Genomic DNA, 14,351 nt, shown 5'->3' with positions numbered 1-14,351 from the left:
TGCTTTACGCAATCTCCTTTCGTCTGCGTCTCCCGCCTCCCAAGCAGCAGACGAGAAAAGCCTCACCGCCTTCAATAAGCGCGGTGAGGCTCTCCTTTCTGGACAGGAATAGGCGGCGATGATGAGGAACATCCTGTCCAATTCAAATTCAAAAATCAGCCGAGCGTTAAGTGCGCGATCTTTCGGGCGCGAATGCCTGTCCGCCAAGTTCTTCGGCTGTAGCGGGTGCATCTTGGCGGCGCGTGACCGGGGCTTTCCCCTCAACCTTGAACAAAGCAGGCTCACGCATTTCTGCATCCGCGTCATTTCTTCGGGCCATCGCTGCCTTTCGTGCGTTCTGCAAAACGCGCCACGCCGCGTGCCCGATGTGTTCCAAACAATCTCTCCAGCGAATGTTTCGTTTCAGTTCCTTGCTGTCCTGAAACGTAACTGGAGAGCTTTGCAATGTCCGACAAAGGTTTTGAAGGATCTGACAAAATGAGTGTCGAGTTTGTCAGCAGCGCTAAGGGAATGAGCGATTTCATTCTCCAGAGTTCCTACCGGGGTCCGGGTGACACGGTAGATGCTGCCATGCACCGAGCAGAGCGCATGTATGGCGCGCCTGCCTCTTGGATGCACCGTCTTCGCTATCGATCCATCAAAGACATGCCTGTGTCCGCTTATGCGGCCATTGCTCGTGCGTACAAGGCCGCGCTCGAAGCATCAGAAAAAGCCTACCAGTCTGAGAGGGAACTGGCCAATGCACGTAATTCGAAAATACTTGGCTTGGCTGATGCTCTTGCTGGCACGCCTTTCCGTGGAGCTGTGGCAGAAATTGCGCCGGTATTGGTTGCGCAAGGTTCGCCGGCAAAAGGATCAGGAAACCTATCCGACGAGAATAGAGAAGGGCGATAAATGATTGAGTTCCGCTCCATTCTCATTGCTGCCGCCTGCGCGCTTATCCCGCTCATTGTCGTGCTGTTTTACATGAAGTGGAACTTCTAATGACAGCAAGCGCACGCGGTCTTTTCAGAGCTACAGGTAATAAGCCAAAGCCGGTTCACATCATGCTCGATGGCGAGATTGTGAAGACCGATTCCCTTGAGCGTGAACCGAACGAGTTTTACCCAACCCCGCCAGAGCCTACACGGGCCTTTCTCCATGCTGAAATAGAGCGTCTGCGCGACTTCCCTTGCATTTGGGAGCCTGCAGCAGGTGACGGCGCAATGGTTCGCGAAATGGAATCGCTTGGCCTTATCGTTCGTTCGTCTGATCTGATTGATCGAGGCTGTGATGCGGATATCCGGTCTTTCTATGATTTCCCCGTATCGCCAGCCCCTGCTATCGTCACCAATCCTCCTTTCGATCAGTGCAGTTGGGGCGACGGCAAAGCACGCTGGCTTTATCACGCTCTAGATACGCTCAGCGTAGATTACATGGCGCTGCTGCTCAACTGGTCCTGGCCTGGTGCCGTTGGACTTGCATCATTCTGGGGCCGATTCCCACCTGCACGCGTGTATCTCATGCGCTGGAAGATCGACTTTACCGGTCAGGGTTCTCCTCCTGCGCTTCATGCCTGGTTTGTCTGGGATAAAGAGCATCACGGCGAAACCGTTCTGCGCATGCTCGACCGCAAAGACGCCAGACAAGGCGAACTCTTTGGAGGCGAAGCATGAACAAGCTCCGCGTTCTCGATCTTTTCAGCGGCATTGGCGGTTTCTCTCTCGGCTTGGAACGCACGGGCGGATTTGAAACCGTGGCGTTCTGCGAGATTGAAGAATTTCCGCGCCGCGTCCTCGCGAAACATTGGCCAGAGGTGCCGTGCTATCATGACGTTAGAGAACTCACAGCAGATAAGCTTGCTGCCGATGGAATTGAAGTCGACGTCATCTGTGGCGGATTTCCATGCCAAGATATTAGTTACGCCGGTGATGGAGCGGGTCTCGAAGGTGAGCGCTCCGGCCTATGGAGCGAGATCGCTAGACTTGTTGGCGAATTACGACCGTCATACGTCATCGTGGAGAACGTCGCAGCGTTGCTTGGTAGAGGGCTGGACCGTGTTCTCGGAGACTTGGCCTCGGTCGGGTATGATGCGGAATGGCATTGCATTCCGGCTTCAGCCATTGGCGCCCGTCACATCAGGGACAGAATTTGGATTGTGGCCTACCCCTGCTGCCTCGGATACAGCGGAAAGGAAGCCACCTGCGCGGCCGCACATCACGAAAAATGGAACACTGCGGCATTTGAACCCAAAGGGCGTTCAAAGCCAGGTGAGATTATCGCAAGCGGTCAAATTCTGGCCAACGCCATCCTCACACGATTTCAAGGGCCAGAATTCTCTGACCTCCATCGAACGCAGTCTAAAGAGTGGCAAGAACGGTCATCTTGGACAGCTTCCCAACGCGGTTCTCTACCGATCTGGGGAGGCTGGCGCGTTGAACCCGGAATGGGTCGAGTGGCTGATGGGGTTCCCGATCGGTCACACAGACTTAAAGGATTAGGCAACGCTGTTGTCCCTCAAATCCCCGAATTGATAGGTCACGCTATCCTTGCAGCCATCGCCCGCAAGGCAGAAGGCGAGGCGGCAGCATGATTAAGCTTGCGCTCCCGTTCCCCCCGTCTGTTTGGGACATCTATGTCGGCTGGGGAAAGTCTCGCCGCCTGTCGCCTGAATATGCGAAGTGGCGCAATGACTGCGGCTTCTTTCTAAACCGCAAGAATGAATTCATCGACGGGCCTTTCAGCATCTCAGTTTCTTTGAAGCGTCCGCATAAGCGCATGGACCTCGACAACCGGATGAAAGCGCTTCTCGACGTTCTCCAGCATTACAAGGTCATCAAGAACGACAGCCTTTGTGAACGCCTCACAATGACGTGGGATGCCGGTTTGAAAGAGGAGTGTGTCGTCATCTTGCAGCGCGCCGAGGAGGCGTTAGCGACATGAGCAAAGACCGCATCCCGTATTTTGATTTCTACCCGTCTGACTTCATGCACGGCGTTCGTGGCCTGTCGGCTCAGGAAGTCGGCGTCTACACAATGATGCTTTGCCGCATCTATGAAGAAAACGGCCCTGTAGAATATCACGTCATGCGCCTCGCAACATACTGCGGCATGCGTGAATCGACATTCGTTAAGACAGTCGAAAAGCTCATCGAACTTGGGAAGCTGGAGCTTCTCGACGGCATGATTTCCAACCACCGAGCCGAAGCTGAAATTTCAAGTCGTGCGCACAAGTTGAAAATTAATTCCAAGGCAGGAAAAGCAAGTGCCGAAAAAAGACAACAAAAACAACGCATGACTTCAACGGACGTTCAACAGACGTTCAACCATACAGATACAGATACAGATAATACATCTTCACTTCGTTCAGATGTTAGCGAGCGCGCAAAAAAACAGGACCATGTTTCGGAAGCGCTCGAAGCATATTCGGCTTTGGCTTCTCGGTGCGGTCTGCCTGCCGTCCGTGTCCTGAACGAAGCGCGAAAGCGGAAACTTGCCTCCTTGCTCAAAGCTCACGGCATGCCGGTATGGCTTGAGGCTTTGGCAAAGGTCGAGGTCAGTGATTTCTGTCTGGGCCGCAAAGGCGATTTCCGAGCAGATTTAGATTTCCTCCTTCAGCAACAGTCGTTCACCCGCTTGCTCGAAGGCCGTTATGACAATCGCGCTGCGCCAGCAGCACGAGACAATTCCCCGAAATCCAACAACACCGATCTTGATGACCCGCGCGTCATGTGGCTGCGCCTTGGTCAAAAGCTGGAGCATCAAAATGCAGAAGACCCAGATAGCGACGAACGATCAGTACATGAAGCTGGCGGGAATGTCCGACATTCAGAAGGCGATGAGGCGCCTTTACGCCTTGCCTTCGCGCGGTCTTCCTGAGGGGCTAACCGAACCGGAAAAGGCTGATATTCGCCGCGCCGAAGTCGAAAATATCATGTCTGCGCTTCGCGGTGTTACAGCTTATGCGCTCTCAGAGGCAGTCGAGCGGATCATGCAGAATGCCCTTGGTCACAAGTGGATGCCTCTGCCGCCAGAGCTTCGCGGCTTGTGTGATCAGATCATGAAGCCGATCCTGAATGCGCAGCGAGCGGACTTTGATATCCATCGCCATGCAGAACGCCAGCGGCAGGAACGGGAGGCCAGCAAGAAAATTCATGACTCATGGACACCAGAAAGCCGCGCCCGCGCAACAGCAAAGTGGGAAGCCACCAAGGCGCAGCAGCGCCTCGATAACGCGGCAGAAGAAACCCGCCGCGACCAGTACGACACAAGCACAGACGCCTGCATGGCTCGCCTTAAGGCAGCAGCCGAAGCCAACAGCGCAGATTTCAATCTTGACAAGATCAAGAACGCGCCAAGCGACACATTCAAGCAAGCAGGGAGGGCAGCATGATGCAAGAAGCTGCAGAACACCCAATGGGTAAATACCACGGCTATGCCCCGTCGCTTATCAGGAGGCTGGAGGCTCAAAGGAAGTTCCTCGCTGGCAATTCATGCGCAGCCAAGGCCCATCGATTATTCCGCCAGCAATTAGACACCATGCAGATTGCTGAACGGATGAACAAGTCTGAGGCGGAAGTGGTCAAGCTTTTGGACGAAGCAAGAAACAAAATGCTCGGCATCGAGCAAGCGGCATAGGAGAGGGCGATGAGGGCAATCAAGAGGTTTGCAAACTGGCTGCGAGAGTTAGTGAGGGATTATTACCCGTTCTTTGTTTGCGTTACGGGTGGGGGCTTATTTCATGCAGGTATTCTGATGAGCGATCTGTACATGAAGATCTTTTTTTGGGCTGTGGCTTTTGCTGCATGGTTGTTCGCCCTTGATCTGATTGCCGTGCGTGCAACGGCTAAGGCAACAAATGACTGCGCTGTGAAATATTTGAATTTTCTGACTAGCGGCGAGAGTTCAGAAATCAACGTCTACATTCATAACAAGCGCGACTAACCCCAGGCGATGAGGAAACACTATGGCGGCGACAACGATCAGTAAGGACAAAGATTGGTATGTGATCCGCACGAACATCAAGTGCGAGGAAAAGGCGTGTAACAATCTCACACGTGCTGGATATGAGGCTTATTTGCCAAGGCAGCGCAAGGAATTCATCCATAAGCGCACAAAGACGCGAGTGGTAAAAGAAAGCGCCCTGATGCTGCGTTATCTATTTGTTGCGCAACCGAAGACAAATGCGGATTGGTTCAGATTGCGGCGTTGCGAGGGCGTCGAGTGTGTTTTGGAGTGTGGTGGGACGTATGTCCGTGTTTCTGCAAATGCCGTTGAGGCTATGTTTCTGGCCGAGCGCGACATGCAGTTTGATGATACACGCGAAGCCCGGATTTATCGCGAGGAAGAAGCCCGCACAAAAAAGGCAACGGCAAAGCTTAAATTCAGTAAGGGTCAGTCTGTCTCACTGGTACGCGGGCCATTCGTTGACATTACCGGCATCGTGGAGGAAGTGACCAGCTCAGGCAAGATCAAGGTTCTTCTCAATGCTCTGAATAGCTTTGTTCCGGTAGAGGTCGGGCTAGACGATCTATCCCCAGCTGCGTGAAAAAGCGCTTTGCGCTTATCACCAAATCAGATATATATGCAACTGGATGATTTGATGTTCTGATGCGGACCACATAGTGGGAATACTCGCCGGTCAAACCCAGCCATGCCACACGCGCATGGTGCAGCATGGTTTTTAATGTTTAGAGTTCAGCGGCTTTCGAGCCGCTTTTTGATTCGAGGCAACGCCTCAACGGAATGCGAGGCGGCGGATTGCAGCCGATCCCGGCGAATAGCTGCAAGTGAGCGCTGGGATAGTTGGATAACTGGCAGGAAAAGCCCCGTGTATACTGCCGCCCAAATGGGCCGACTACGGTGCGCCTCGCATATCATTCGGTGCCAGTTCATAGCAGGCTGGTTAAATGGGGGAATGCTCCAAGCCGAAAGACTTTATCCGTATGGTGGTAGGCCACCGTGTATGCAGGTGGTGCTTAAAACGTGCTGAAAACCGTGAAAGTGTAGAAAATTCAATAGCTTGAGGTGGTGTCGCGAGTCCACTGCGCGGTAATGGCATCAAATCGGGTATCAAGCTATTGTTTTAGCTTATGTTTTTCAGTGCGAGTCCACTTTAATTCCGTTTATTAAATCGTACCTGTTCACCCCCGCCTAGTGCGGGGTTTTCTGTTTGGAGGAGAGCGTTCACTTTCGTCTGATGCTTCGTCGCCGATCAGCAAGTGGATCATAATCCGCTCGTAATGATGCGCCTCTTGTCTGAGCCAGTTTTCTGCATTCTTGATGGCTTTGTGTAACGGCGATCTTAGTGGAGTAAGATATTCATCCTTATTTCTAACGCGCGCAGTGCCGTCGCTGAAAATTGTTACGATGATGTCTCGATCAGTCCAGTCTTCTCTATCTGAAGTGATGCCGTATTTCATTTAAGCCCCCCCCAAGTTTACCCATCAGTAATAAACAGTGGCTCTCACAGTAAAGCAAGAGGTACGCATGACCGCCAAGCTTCTCGCTCTCTCTGCGTTTATCCTCCTAGCCTCATGCGCATTACCTTACGAGCGTCACTGCTCATTCAACGATTACCTGACAAAGACGTGGTGTAAGTGATGGCTCTCTCACCAGAGCGTGTAAAAGAAATAGCTGACAGGGAAGAGGCAAGAGCAGGCCAGCCTGTAAAAACCGGTCGACCATCAAAGCGCACGCCTGAGATGGAAGAAGCAATCATCAACGGTTTGATGGATGGGTATAGTCTCGTGCAGATTTGCGCGTCAGACACTATGCCAAATCGTCGGACTATTCTCCGTTGGATGGAAGACGATGAGGCTTTTGCCACAAGGTGCGCGCGTGCGAGAGAAATCCAAGCCGATCTGATGGATGACAAAATCATTCAGTTGATTGATGACGTCAATGTCGAGAACGCATCTGCTATGCGGGTGAAGCTTTCAGCGCTTCAATGGCGCGCGGCTAAACTAGCTCCTAAGAAGTACGGCGACAAACAGGAAGTCGAACATACAGGGCAGGTTATCATGATTGCTCCAGAGGCTTCCGATCTATGACGATTCAGTTGACGAAGAAACAGCAAGCGTTGCTTCCTCTACTTGGTCGACAGGGTACAAAGCACACACTGATTTATGGCGGGTCGCGTTCGGGTAAGACATTCCTGACCTGCTACGCGATTGCTACACGGGCTTTGCGTGCCGAAGGTTCACGGCATGGAATATTCCGTAAGCACGCTGTCGCGGTAAAGCAATCAGTCGGGCGCGATACTTTCCCGAAGGTTATGCGGCTGGCTTATCCTGACGCTGCATATAAATGGTACGAACAGGACGGTGTTTTCGTTTACGGCAACGGGGCCGAGGTCTGGTGTGCTGGTCTGGATGACAAAGAGCGCGTCGACAAGGTTCTGGGTAAAGAATACGCCACGATTTACGAGAACGAGGCTTCAGAGCTTAGTTACGATGCGCACACTACGCTGATGACACGCCTTGCACAGAACGTGCAGGCAAATGTCGGGCATCCGGGTCCGCTGCCATTGCGCAACTATGTGGACTTAAACCCGACAACTCAAAGCCATTGGACTTACAAGCTATTCGTCCAGGGTGTTGACCCGGAAAGCAAGAGGCCAATCAATCGCGGTGACTACAGCCACTATGTGGCAAACCCGATGGATAACCATCTTAATCTGCCGCCTGACTATCTCGAAAGCCTGAAATATCTGCCAGAAGCCAAGCGCAAGCGCTTTTTTCTTGGCGAGTTCTCAGGTGATGCGGAAGATGCTCTCTGGTCGCGCGGCGTTATTGAACGCCTGTATGTTCTTGGTGACGATGAGTTGCCGGACTTCGTTAAGATCGTTGTGTCTGTCGATCCGGCTACAAGCTCTAATCCCGGCAGCGATGAAACAGGCATTGTTGTCTGTGCCATCGACAAAGAGGGTTACGGCTACGTTCTTGAGGACGCCAGCGGCGTTATGAAGCCCGAAGAATGGGCCAAGCGCGCGGTTACGCTCTACAATTACTACAAGGCTGATTGCATCGTCGCTGAAAAGAACCAAGGCGGCGAAATGGTCGAAAGCACCATTCAGGCGCAGGCTAAAGGCCGGTGGATTCCGGTTAAGCTGGTTCACGCATCGCGCGGCAAGGTTGTTCGAGCAGAGCCGATCAGTGCACTCTATGCACGTCGACGCGTTCGCCATGTGAGAGAGTTTACAGAGCTTGAAGATCAGATGTGCAGCTTCACAACTGGCTTTGACCGATCAAGCGCCGGTTATTCGCCTGACCGAGTTGACGCTCTTGTCTGGGGCTTCACAGAGCTATTCCCCGGCTTGATAGAGGAACGGCCTGAAAACATTCCGCTCGGTCAAATGCAGACTGTAGCCCCCGACGAACCGATATTGGATAGCTGGTGAAAGTCGAAATCAGAGACGGCAACCTCAGAGACATATGTTTCATTGCGGCTAACCTACGTGAACAGGACAGGCGCGAGATATTTGCCACGGCATTACTCGATAGCGGATCACAGGCAGGCGCAATGTCTTTTCTCACTTCGCCGGGGTTCTGCTGGACGGCTTGGATTGATGGCCAGCCAGTCGCCGCGTTCGGCGTATCAGAAGGCAGCCCGTATCAGCCGCATATGCGTTATGCGTGGGCTTATGGGACAGACAAGTTCAAACGTACCGCTCCTGCAATAACAAGGTTCTGCATTAAAGAATGGCCCCGGCGCTTGATTGCAGAGGGTGTGACGCGGGTCGAGATTAGATCAATCGCAGATCATGACCTCGCGCATAAGTGGTTGAAATCCATTCGAGCGAAACACGAGGCCGACATGCCAAATTACGGTGTGAACGGCGAGACATTCCAGCTTTGGAGCTGGAGACGAGAGGATTGGGAAGATGTGCTTTAAGCCGAAAACACCGGACATTCCCGAGGCGCCAGCCGTGCCAAGCGAAGATGCAGAGGCAGCAAAGACGCGCCGTGCAGCAGAACAAGATGCAAGCCGTCAGGCACAAGGCCGTGCTTCAACCATTATTACTACGCCGCTTGGTGCGCAGGATTATGGAAGTGAAGTAAATCGCCGCCGCACCACAATTAGCGGGTTTTAATCCATGGGCATTGCAGATGATATCATGCAGCAGCAGTCACAGATGGCGGCTGAACGCTATCCGTGGGAAGCGGTTTGGCGTGATGTAGTCAATCTGTGTATGCCTTATGCTTCGCACAAGTATGAAATCAACGGGCTTACGCTATCGTCGTCTCTTACTGGTACAGCGCAGCAGCCACAGGCCGCACAGCGCAGCAAAGAGATATTCGATAACACAGCTTCATGGGCGCTCACTCGCCTGTCTGCTGGCATGGAAAGCTTGATTACGCCGCGTGTTCAGAAGTGGCATTCATTCTCGCTTGATGATCCGTTTTCACCAGAGCCGACCGATCTTGAAGAAGAATGGCTTGACCATCTGCGTGATTATCATTTCGCGGCGCGGTACAATACAAAATCAAACTTCGCCCTCGCCAATCAGAAAGCCATTCGCGCCACCTGTGGGCTTGGCACTGGCATAACATACCTTGAGGAAAATCTTGGCCGCCGCGGTGTCGATCCGGTCAAGGTGCCCTTCTTCTATCGCTCGGTGCCGGTTGTTGAATGCTATCTTGGCATCAATGCTTATGATGATGTTGATAAGTGCATCCGCGTCCATGAAATGACAGCGCGTGCAGCTCGTGACTATTTCAGTCAGGAAGGCGACAAGCTTCCGGAGGTTGTGAAGCAATCGCTTGAGAAAAAGCCAGACCAGCCATTTACCTTCATTCATGCTGTCATGCCTCGTGAGGAAGCGGGGGAATACAAAGACAAACGGCGACATTCCGCCTACGCTTCATTCTGGATTGAAGTTTCCAGCCGCTCCCTGATCAGGTCGAGCGGCTTTTTTACGTTCCCATATAACGTGATGTGGTGGGATCAGACGGACGGTTCTCCTTATGGCCAGTCGCCAATCATGGAAGCGCTATCTGAAATCAAGATGCTGCAAGTGATGGGGAAAACCGTTGCTCAAGTCTCGCAGCAGATGATTAAGCCGCCAATGGCAACAGCGCGAGGTATTTACAATCGCCTGAACCTGAATAGTGGCGCAGTAAACCCCGGCTATCTGGATGAGCAGGGCCGCTTGTTGGCACAGCCGATTATTCAGGCACAGAATCCAACATTTGCAGAACGCCTGATTGAAACAAAGCGCATGGGCGTGCGTCAAAGCATGTTCGTTGACCTGTTCCAGATCCTTGCCGAAGACCCTCAGAAGACGGCAACAGAAGCCTTGCTTCGTGCGAATGAGAAGGGTGAGCAGCTTGGACCGGCAGGCGCAAAGATCGAAAGCGGCATTGCGCTTGGTGTCGAGCGTGAAGTTGACATCATCCAGCGCAAGGGAGCCTTTGAAGCCGGTTCCCCGTTGGAACCGCCAGCATCGATCGGTGGCAAGAATGTCAGCCCCGCATTCACTGGCCCGTTGGCTCGTATGCGCCGTATGGCTGAATTGCAGGGTGTAGAGCGTGTGCTTCAAATGGCAACAGCCGTCGGGCAGTATGACCAGTCAGTGCTTGCCCGGATTGATGGCGATGAAGTGCTTGAACTCAGCCGCGAAATCAGCGGCGCACCTCGCAAGATGTTCCGTACCGATGATGAAGTCGGTCAGATCAGAGAAGCCGCAGCACAGCAGCAAGAACAGGCCGCAGCACTTCAAATGGCTCAAGGTATGGCGACAGCCGCCAAGGACGCCACGCCAGCAATGCAGGCCATGGCACAGGCTAACGGGATGGCGCCGGCATGAGTTGGCGTAACACCGCATATCTTCGCCAGACCAAGCCAAAGGCCGCAGAGCTTAAGGTTGCGAACGCTTATCAGTCGTTATTCGGCAAGAGCAGTGAAGAAGCTGAAATAGTTCTTTCCGATCTGGCCGCTCATACGGGTTTCTATCAAGTGCAGGAACCCGGAGCCGACTTATCAAACTATCAGGCTGGTCATGCAGCCGGTATGCGCACGGCATTCGCGCGCATTTTCCAATTCCTATCCCTCCCTGATGATCAGTTGAGGGCGTTGGAAGAAGCCGCTCGGCAAGAGTTCGAGCACATCTAACCAAGGAAAATCTTATGACAGAGCAGGCGAATGGGCTTGCGACTGAGGCCGCAAATGCGACCGCAGCGCAAACAACCGCGACCGACTCGACCGTTATCACTGATCATGGGTCGAACGGCGATAACGCGAACTGGGTGGCTGGCCTTCGTGAAGAAGATAACCGCACTCTAGTCGAAGCGAAGCAGTGGAAATCTCCAGAGGATGCGATCAAGTCGTATCGAGAACTGGAAGCCCACGCGAGCAAGGCCTTGAAAGTGCCGGGTGCAGATGCAACGGCAGAAGAATGGAATGCGTTCTACGGAAAGTTGGGCCGACCAGAAAGCCCGGATAAGTATGAGCTTAAGCTCAATACCGAAGCCGTGCCTCAGGATTTCCCCTACGACGAAAAGAGCGCGATTGAGTTCCGTACATGGGCGCACGAAGCGGGGCTAACTCCGCAGCAGGCGCAAACCCTTCATGACAAGTTCGTCGGGCAACAGGCCGGTGTCTTTACCTCTGTGCGTGAGCAGATGGCAAAGGCGGAAGGCGATGCTCACCGTGCTATCACGTCACAATGGGGCGATCCTGACACCGATGGCTATAAGCACAATCTCGAATATACGAGCCGTGCAATCAGCCAGCTTGGTTTGAAGGATAGTCTTGTGAAGGGCGGCATTCTTTCCCCTCAGGGGGCGGTGCTTGATCCAAATGTCGCGTTCGCTTTGGCGAAGGTCGGCAAGGAAATGTACGGCGAGGATTCCACGGCAACCAATGCCTCTGGATCGCTCAACAATCCATTCTCTGACGAGCATGAAAACCTGACACTACAGGGCAGGATCGTTCGCGACGACCCGGGAAAAGCTGCATCACTTATCAGAGCCGCAGGCAAGAAGCCTGTCGATTACGGCCTGTAAGTAGCAGAGCCATTCAGGAAAGGTTTTAGCAATGGCTACTACTCGCATTACGGACGTTATAGTCCCGGAAGTATTCTATCCATATATGATCAAGCGCACCAAGGAGCGCGGGGCCATCTTCCAGTCTGGCATTCTTCGCACTGATGCGAATATGTCCAGCTTCCTCTCAGGCGGCGGCAAGACTGCAAACGTCCCTTTCTGGCGTGATCTGACCGATGTTGACAGTGATATCGGTTCTGACGATCCGGCACAGTTGAGCGTCCCAGGCAAAATCGAATCCGGCAAAGACGTTGCTGCCCGTCAGGTTCGCACGAAGTCTTGGTCTTCGATGCGTCTGTCTGGCGTTCTCGCTGGCGACGATCCAATGAAGGCTATTGGCAATCTCGTTTCTGATTGGTGGATTCGAAATTTCAATACGTTGCTTGTTGCATCACTGCATGGCGTGTATCTGGACAATGTTGCTAATAACGGCGGTGACATGGTCAAGAACATCGCTGTTACCACTGGCACGCCAGCGGCAGGCAATCTTATCTCTGCTGAATCGATCCTCGATACAAAGCAGACGATGGGCGATGCAGCCGAAGACCTGTCAACGCTGATCATGCACTCAGTTGTTTACACCCGCCTGCAGAAGCAGAACCTCATTGACTTTATCCCAGATGCACGTGGCGAAGTTCGCTTCCCAACATATCTTGGTTATCGCGTGGTGGTGTCTGACACTGCAAAGGTAATCAGCAATGGTGCTGGCAACCCATCGAGCTATGTCACTTACCTGCTCGGCAATGAAGCCATCTGCTTCAATGAACAGCCAATGTCGACAAGCCCGAACGTCGAAGTTGAGCGCAAACCTGATCAGGGTAACGGTGTGGGTGGCGACATTCTCTATACCCGCCGGCAGTTCGTGCTCCATCCTTACGGCATTAAGTGGACCGATGCGAGTGTTGCGGGAGAGTTTCCTACAACTGCTGAACTCGGAACGGCTGCCAATTGGGACCGCGTTTACGCTGAGCGTAAGCAGATTCCAATCAGCTACCTTGTCACCAACGGCTAAGGGGAGGGCTTCGGCCCTCTTTTCCTTTTCAGGAGAGAACAATGAGCACCGAAAAAGAAACACCTGAAGTTGAACAGGAAGCCGTTGAGGCTCCGAAGTCACTCCATGAACTCAACATGGAGCAGCAGGCGATTGAACAGCGGATGCGTGAAGTAAACGAAAAGGCAGCTGATGCTGCCAACAAAGCTGTTCTTGGCGTGTTGAACAAATATCGTCCAGACGGCAAGCGCACGCAAAAGCCGCTTCGCGGTCAGACAGGCGAGTAAGAACGATGGCGGCGTATAGTCCTCCGAAGGCTTGGTATTACCTGAAAAAGCAGCGTCAGCGCCGCGAGCAGCAGGAAGAAACGCCGCCGCCAGCGCCTGAACCGGAAGAAGGTGAGGGCGAATGACGCCGACTGACATCGCTAATATCAGCCTCGATATCATGAAAGAGGCCGAGATTACCAATTTCGAGCAGGATAATCGGCCTATCGTGCGATGGATGAAGCGTAACTTCGGTCTGTCGCGGGATAGCTTGCTTGCTCGTTATGATTGGAATTTCGCGCTCAAGCGTGCGTTGCTGGCAAAGGATAGCATTGCGCCAGACTTTGGCTGGAACAACCGTTTCACGATACCAGCTGACAGTTTGCGCGTACTGCCTTTGACGGCGTGTGGCAACTTCGAAGGCACTCCAATACAGCATGAGGTTGAAGGGCCTTATATCCTCACCAATGCGCAGGGACCGATCCGCTGCCGGTATATTTTCCGCAATGAAGATTACGACCGCTACCCTCCGTATTTCTGTGAGGCTCTTGCGGGCTATCTCGCAATGAAATGCGGACATTGGGTCACTGGCAAGGTTTCATACGTGCAGATTGCTAAGGGTCTTTACGACGAAGCAATGGCGACAGCTTGGCGTGTCGATGCCATTGAAGGTACTGCGCCACGCGCAGCTGATAGCGAATGGATTGAACAACGGTGACCTATTACCCGCTTCAGGCAACATTCGACAAAGGCGAGATAAGCCCACTTCTTGGCGCTCGCTCTGATGTTGATTTTTGGCGTTCTTCGCTGGCGTATTGCCGGAATTTCAATGTTTTGACGCATGGCGGATTGCGCCGTCGCTCTGGGACTGTGTTCCTTTCTGAGGTTGCAGACAGCAGCCAGTTTACGAGATTGTTGCCATTCAAATTCTCCGAAGAACAAGCTTACGTGCTGGCGCTTAATGGCAACGGTGTTGGTTTTCACGCGGAACTGAGCCGGTTTTTTCACCGAGAATTGAGCCACCTTCGAGTATGTTTTTCAGATCATGGTTTGGTCAAGGGATTGGGTT

At 53.0% G+C, this 14,351-nt stretch carries 21 protein-coding genes and 1 pseudogene; 20 read left to right on the top strand and 2 right to left on the bottom strand.

All coding sequences use genetic code 11. The features are described 5' to 3' along the window. Positions 1-166 precede the first annotated feature (166 nt). Entirely contained in the window at positions 167-289 is a 123-nt protein-coding gene (locus tag VBH83_RS10135) for a hypothetical protein (RefSeq protein ID WP_396997492.1), read from the bottom strand. Positions 290-444: 155 nt separating this feature from the next. Between VBH83_RS10135 and VBH83_RS10130 the strand changes: the two genes are divergently transcribed. The 9 genes from VBH83_RS10130 (at position 445) to VBH83_RS10090 (ending at position 5,526) form a co-directional block, all read left to right on the top strand. Then, complete coding sequence (locus VBH83_RS10130) at positions 445-894, top strand: hypothetical protein (RefSeq protein ID WP_396997490.1); 450 nt, start codon at positions 445-447, stop codon at positions 892-894. Between the two features lie 89 nt (positions 895-983). Continuing rightward, the gene (locus VBH83_RS10125; RefSeq protein WP_396997489.1) at positions 984-1,655 is read left to right on the top strand and encodes a hypothetical protein; all 672 of its coding nucleotides are present in this window, start codon (positions 984-986) and stop codon (positions 1,653-1,655) included. Further along, positions 1,652-2,572, top strand: a complete 921-nt coding sequence (locus VBH83_RS10120; protein ID WP_396997487.1) for a DNA cytosine methyltransferase — start codon at positions 1,652-1,654, stop codon at positions 2,570-2,572. Before VBH83_RS10125 ends, VBH83_RS10120 begins: the two co-directional genes overlap by 4 nt. After that, on the top strand, positions 2,569-2,922 hold the full coding sequence (locus tag VBH83_RS10115) for a RusA family crossover junction endodeoxyribonuclease (protein WP_396997485.1): 354 nt from the start codon (positions 2,569-2,571) through the stop codon (positions 2,920-2,922). Before VBH83_RS10120 ends, VBH83_RS10115 begins: the two co-directional genes overlap by 4 nt. Continuing rightward, entirely contained in the window at positions 2,919-3,857 is a 939-nt protein-coding gene (locus VBH83_RS10110) for a DUF1376 domain-containing protein (protein WP_396997483.1), read from the top strand. Before VBH83_RS10115 ends, VBH83_RS10110 begins: the two co-directional genes overlap by 4 nt. Further along, positions 3,796-4,371 carry a hypothetical protein gene (locus VBH83_RS10105; protein ID WP_396997481.1) on the top strand — a complete coding sequence of 192 codons (576 nt, stop codon included), beginning with the start codon at positions 3,796-3,798 and terminating at the stop codon, positions 4,369-4,371. Before VBH83_RS10110 ends, VBH83_RS10105 begins: the two co-directional genes overlap by 62 nt. Beyond that, positions 4,368-4,616, top strand: a complete 249-nt coding sequence (locus VBH83_RS10100) for a hypothetical protein (RefSeq protein WP_396997479.1) — start codon at positions 4,368-4,370, stop codon at positions 4,614-4,616. Before VBH83_RS10105 ends, VBH83_RS10100 begins: the two co-directional genes overlap by 4 nt. A 9-nt stretch (positions 4,617-4,625) precedes the next feature. Continuing rightward, a complete protein-coding gene (locus VBH83_RS10095) occupies positions 4,626-4,922 on the top strand; it encodes a hypothetical protein (RefSeq protein WP_396997477.1) in 297 nt (98 codons plus the stop codon). Positions 4,923-4,944: 22 nt separating this feature from the next. Then, complete coding sequence (locus VBH83_RS10090) at positions 4,945-5,526, top strand: transcription termination/antitermination protein NusG (RefSeq protein WP_396997475.1); 582 nt, start codon at positions 4,945-4,947, stop codon at positions 5,524-5,526. 595 nt (positions 5,527-6,121) lie between these two features. Here VBH83_RS10090 and VBH83_RS10085 read toward each other — a convergent pair. Next, the gene (locus VBH83_RS10085; RefSeq protein WP_396997473.1) at positions 6,122-6,400 is read right to left on the bottom strand and encodes a hypothetical protein; all 279 of its coding nucleotides are present in this window, start codon (positions 6,398-6,400) and stop codon (positions 6,122-6,124) included. Between the two features lie 180 nt (positions 6,401-6,580). Between VBH83_RS10085 and VBH83_RS10080 the strand changes: the two genes are divergently transcribed. From VBH83_RS10080 to VBH83_RS10030, 11 genes and pseudogenes are all read left to right on the top strand, one after another. Beyond that, positions 6,581-7,030: a terminase small subunit protein gene (locus VBH83_RS10080; RefSeq protein WP_396997471.1), complete on the top strand. Its 450-nt coding sequence runs from the start codon at positions 6,581-6,583 to the stop codon at positions 7,028-7,030. Next, positions 7,027-8,379, top strand: coding sequence for a phage terminase large subunit (locus VBH83_RS10075; protein ID WP_396997469.1), 1,353 nt, complete (start codon positions 7,027-7,029; stop codon positions 8,377-8,379). Before VBH83_RS10080 ends, VBH83_RS10075 begins: the two co-directional genes overlap by 4 nt. Next, positions 8,376-8,873 carry a hypothetical protein gene (locus tag VBH83_RS10070; protein ID WP_396997467.1) on the top strand — a complete coding sequence of 166 codons (498 nt, stop codon included), beginning with the start codon at positions 8,376-8,378 and terminating at the stop codon, positions 8,871-8,873. The genes VBH83_RS10075 and VBH83_RS10070 overlap by 4 nt, the downstream gene beginning before the upstream one ends. Beyond that, positions 8,863-9,072, top strand: coding sequence for a hypothetical protein (locus tag VBH83_RS10065; protein ID WP_396997465.1), 210 nt, complete (start codon positions 8,863-8,865; stop codon positions 9,070-9,072). Before VBH83_RS10070 ends, VBH83_RS10065 begins: the two co-directional genes overlap by 11 nt. A 3-nt stretch (positions 9,073-9,075) precedes the next feature. Beyond that, the gene (locus VBH83_RS10060) at positions 9,076-10,788 is read left to right on the top strand and encodes a portal protein (protein WP_396997464.1); all 1,713 of its coding nucleotides are present in this window, start codon (positions 9,076-9,078) and stop codon (positions 10,786-10,788) included. Beyond that, positions 10,785-11,093 (top strand): hypothetical protein, encoded by a 309-nt coding sequence (locus VBH83_RS10055; protein ID WP_396997462.1) that lies wholly within the window; start codon positions 10,785-10,787, stop codon positions 11,091-11,093. The genes VBH83_RS10060 and VBH83_RS10055 overlap by 4 nt, the downstream gene beginning before the upstream one ends. 14 nt (positions 11,094-11,107) lie before the next feature. Next, positions 11,108-11,986, top strand: a complete 879-nt coding sequence (locus tag VBH83_RS10050; protein WP_396997460.1) for a hypothetical protein — start codon at positions 11,108-11,110, stop codon at positions 11,984-11,986. A gap of 31 nt (positions 11,987-12,017) precedes the next feature. Further along, entirely contained in the window at positions 12,018-13,037 is a 1,020-nt protein-coding gene (locus VBH83_RS10045) for a major capsid protein (protein WP_396997458.1), read from the top strand. Between the two features lie 41 nt (positions 13,038-13,078). Continuing rightward, positions 13,079-13,303 (top strand): hypothetical protein, encoded by a 225-nt coding sequence (locus VBH83_RS10040; RefSeq protein ID WP_396997456.1) that lies wholly within the window; start codon positions 13,079-13,081, stop codon positions 13,301-13,303. A 121-nt stretch (positions 13,304-13,424) separates the two neighbouring features. Then, positions 13,425-14,000, top strand: a complete 576-nt coding sequence (locus VBH83_RS10035; protein ID WP_396997454.1) for a hypothetical protein — start codon at positions 13,425-13,427, stop codon at positions 13,998-14,000. Continuing rightward, positions 13,997-14,351 (top strand): annotated as a pseudogene (locus VBH83_RS10030) (hypothetical protein); the annotation flags it as partial. The gene VBH83_RS10035 and the pseudogene VBH83_RS10030, both read left to right, overlap by 4 nt.

The sequence above is a fragment of the Ochrobactrum sp. S1502_03 genome, from assembly GCF_044435015.1.
In the GTDB taxonomy this organism is placed as follows: Bacteria; Pseudomonadota; Alphaproteobacteria; order Rhizobiales; family Rhizobiaceae; genus Brucella; species Brucella chromiisoli.
The sequence above is the reverse complement of the archived record's forward strand: the minus strand, read 5'-3'. Positions and strand labels throughout refer to the sequence as shown.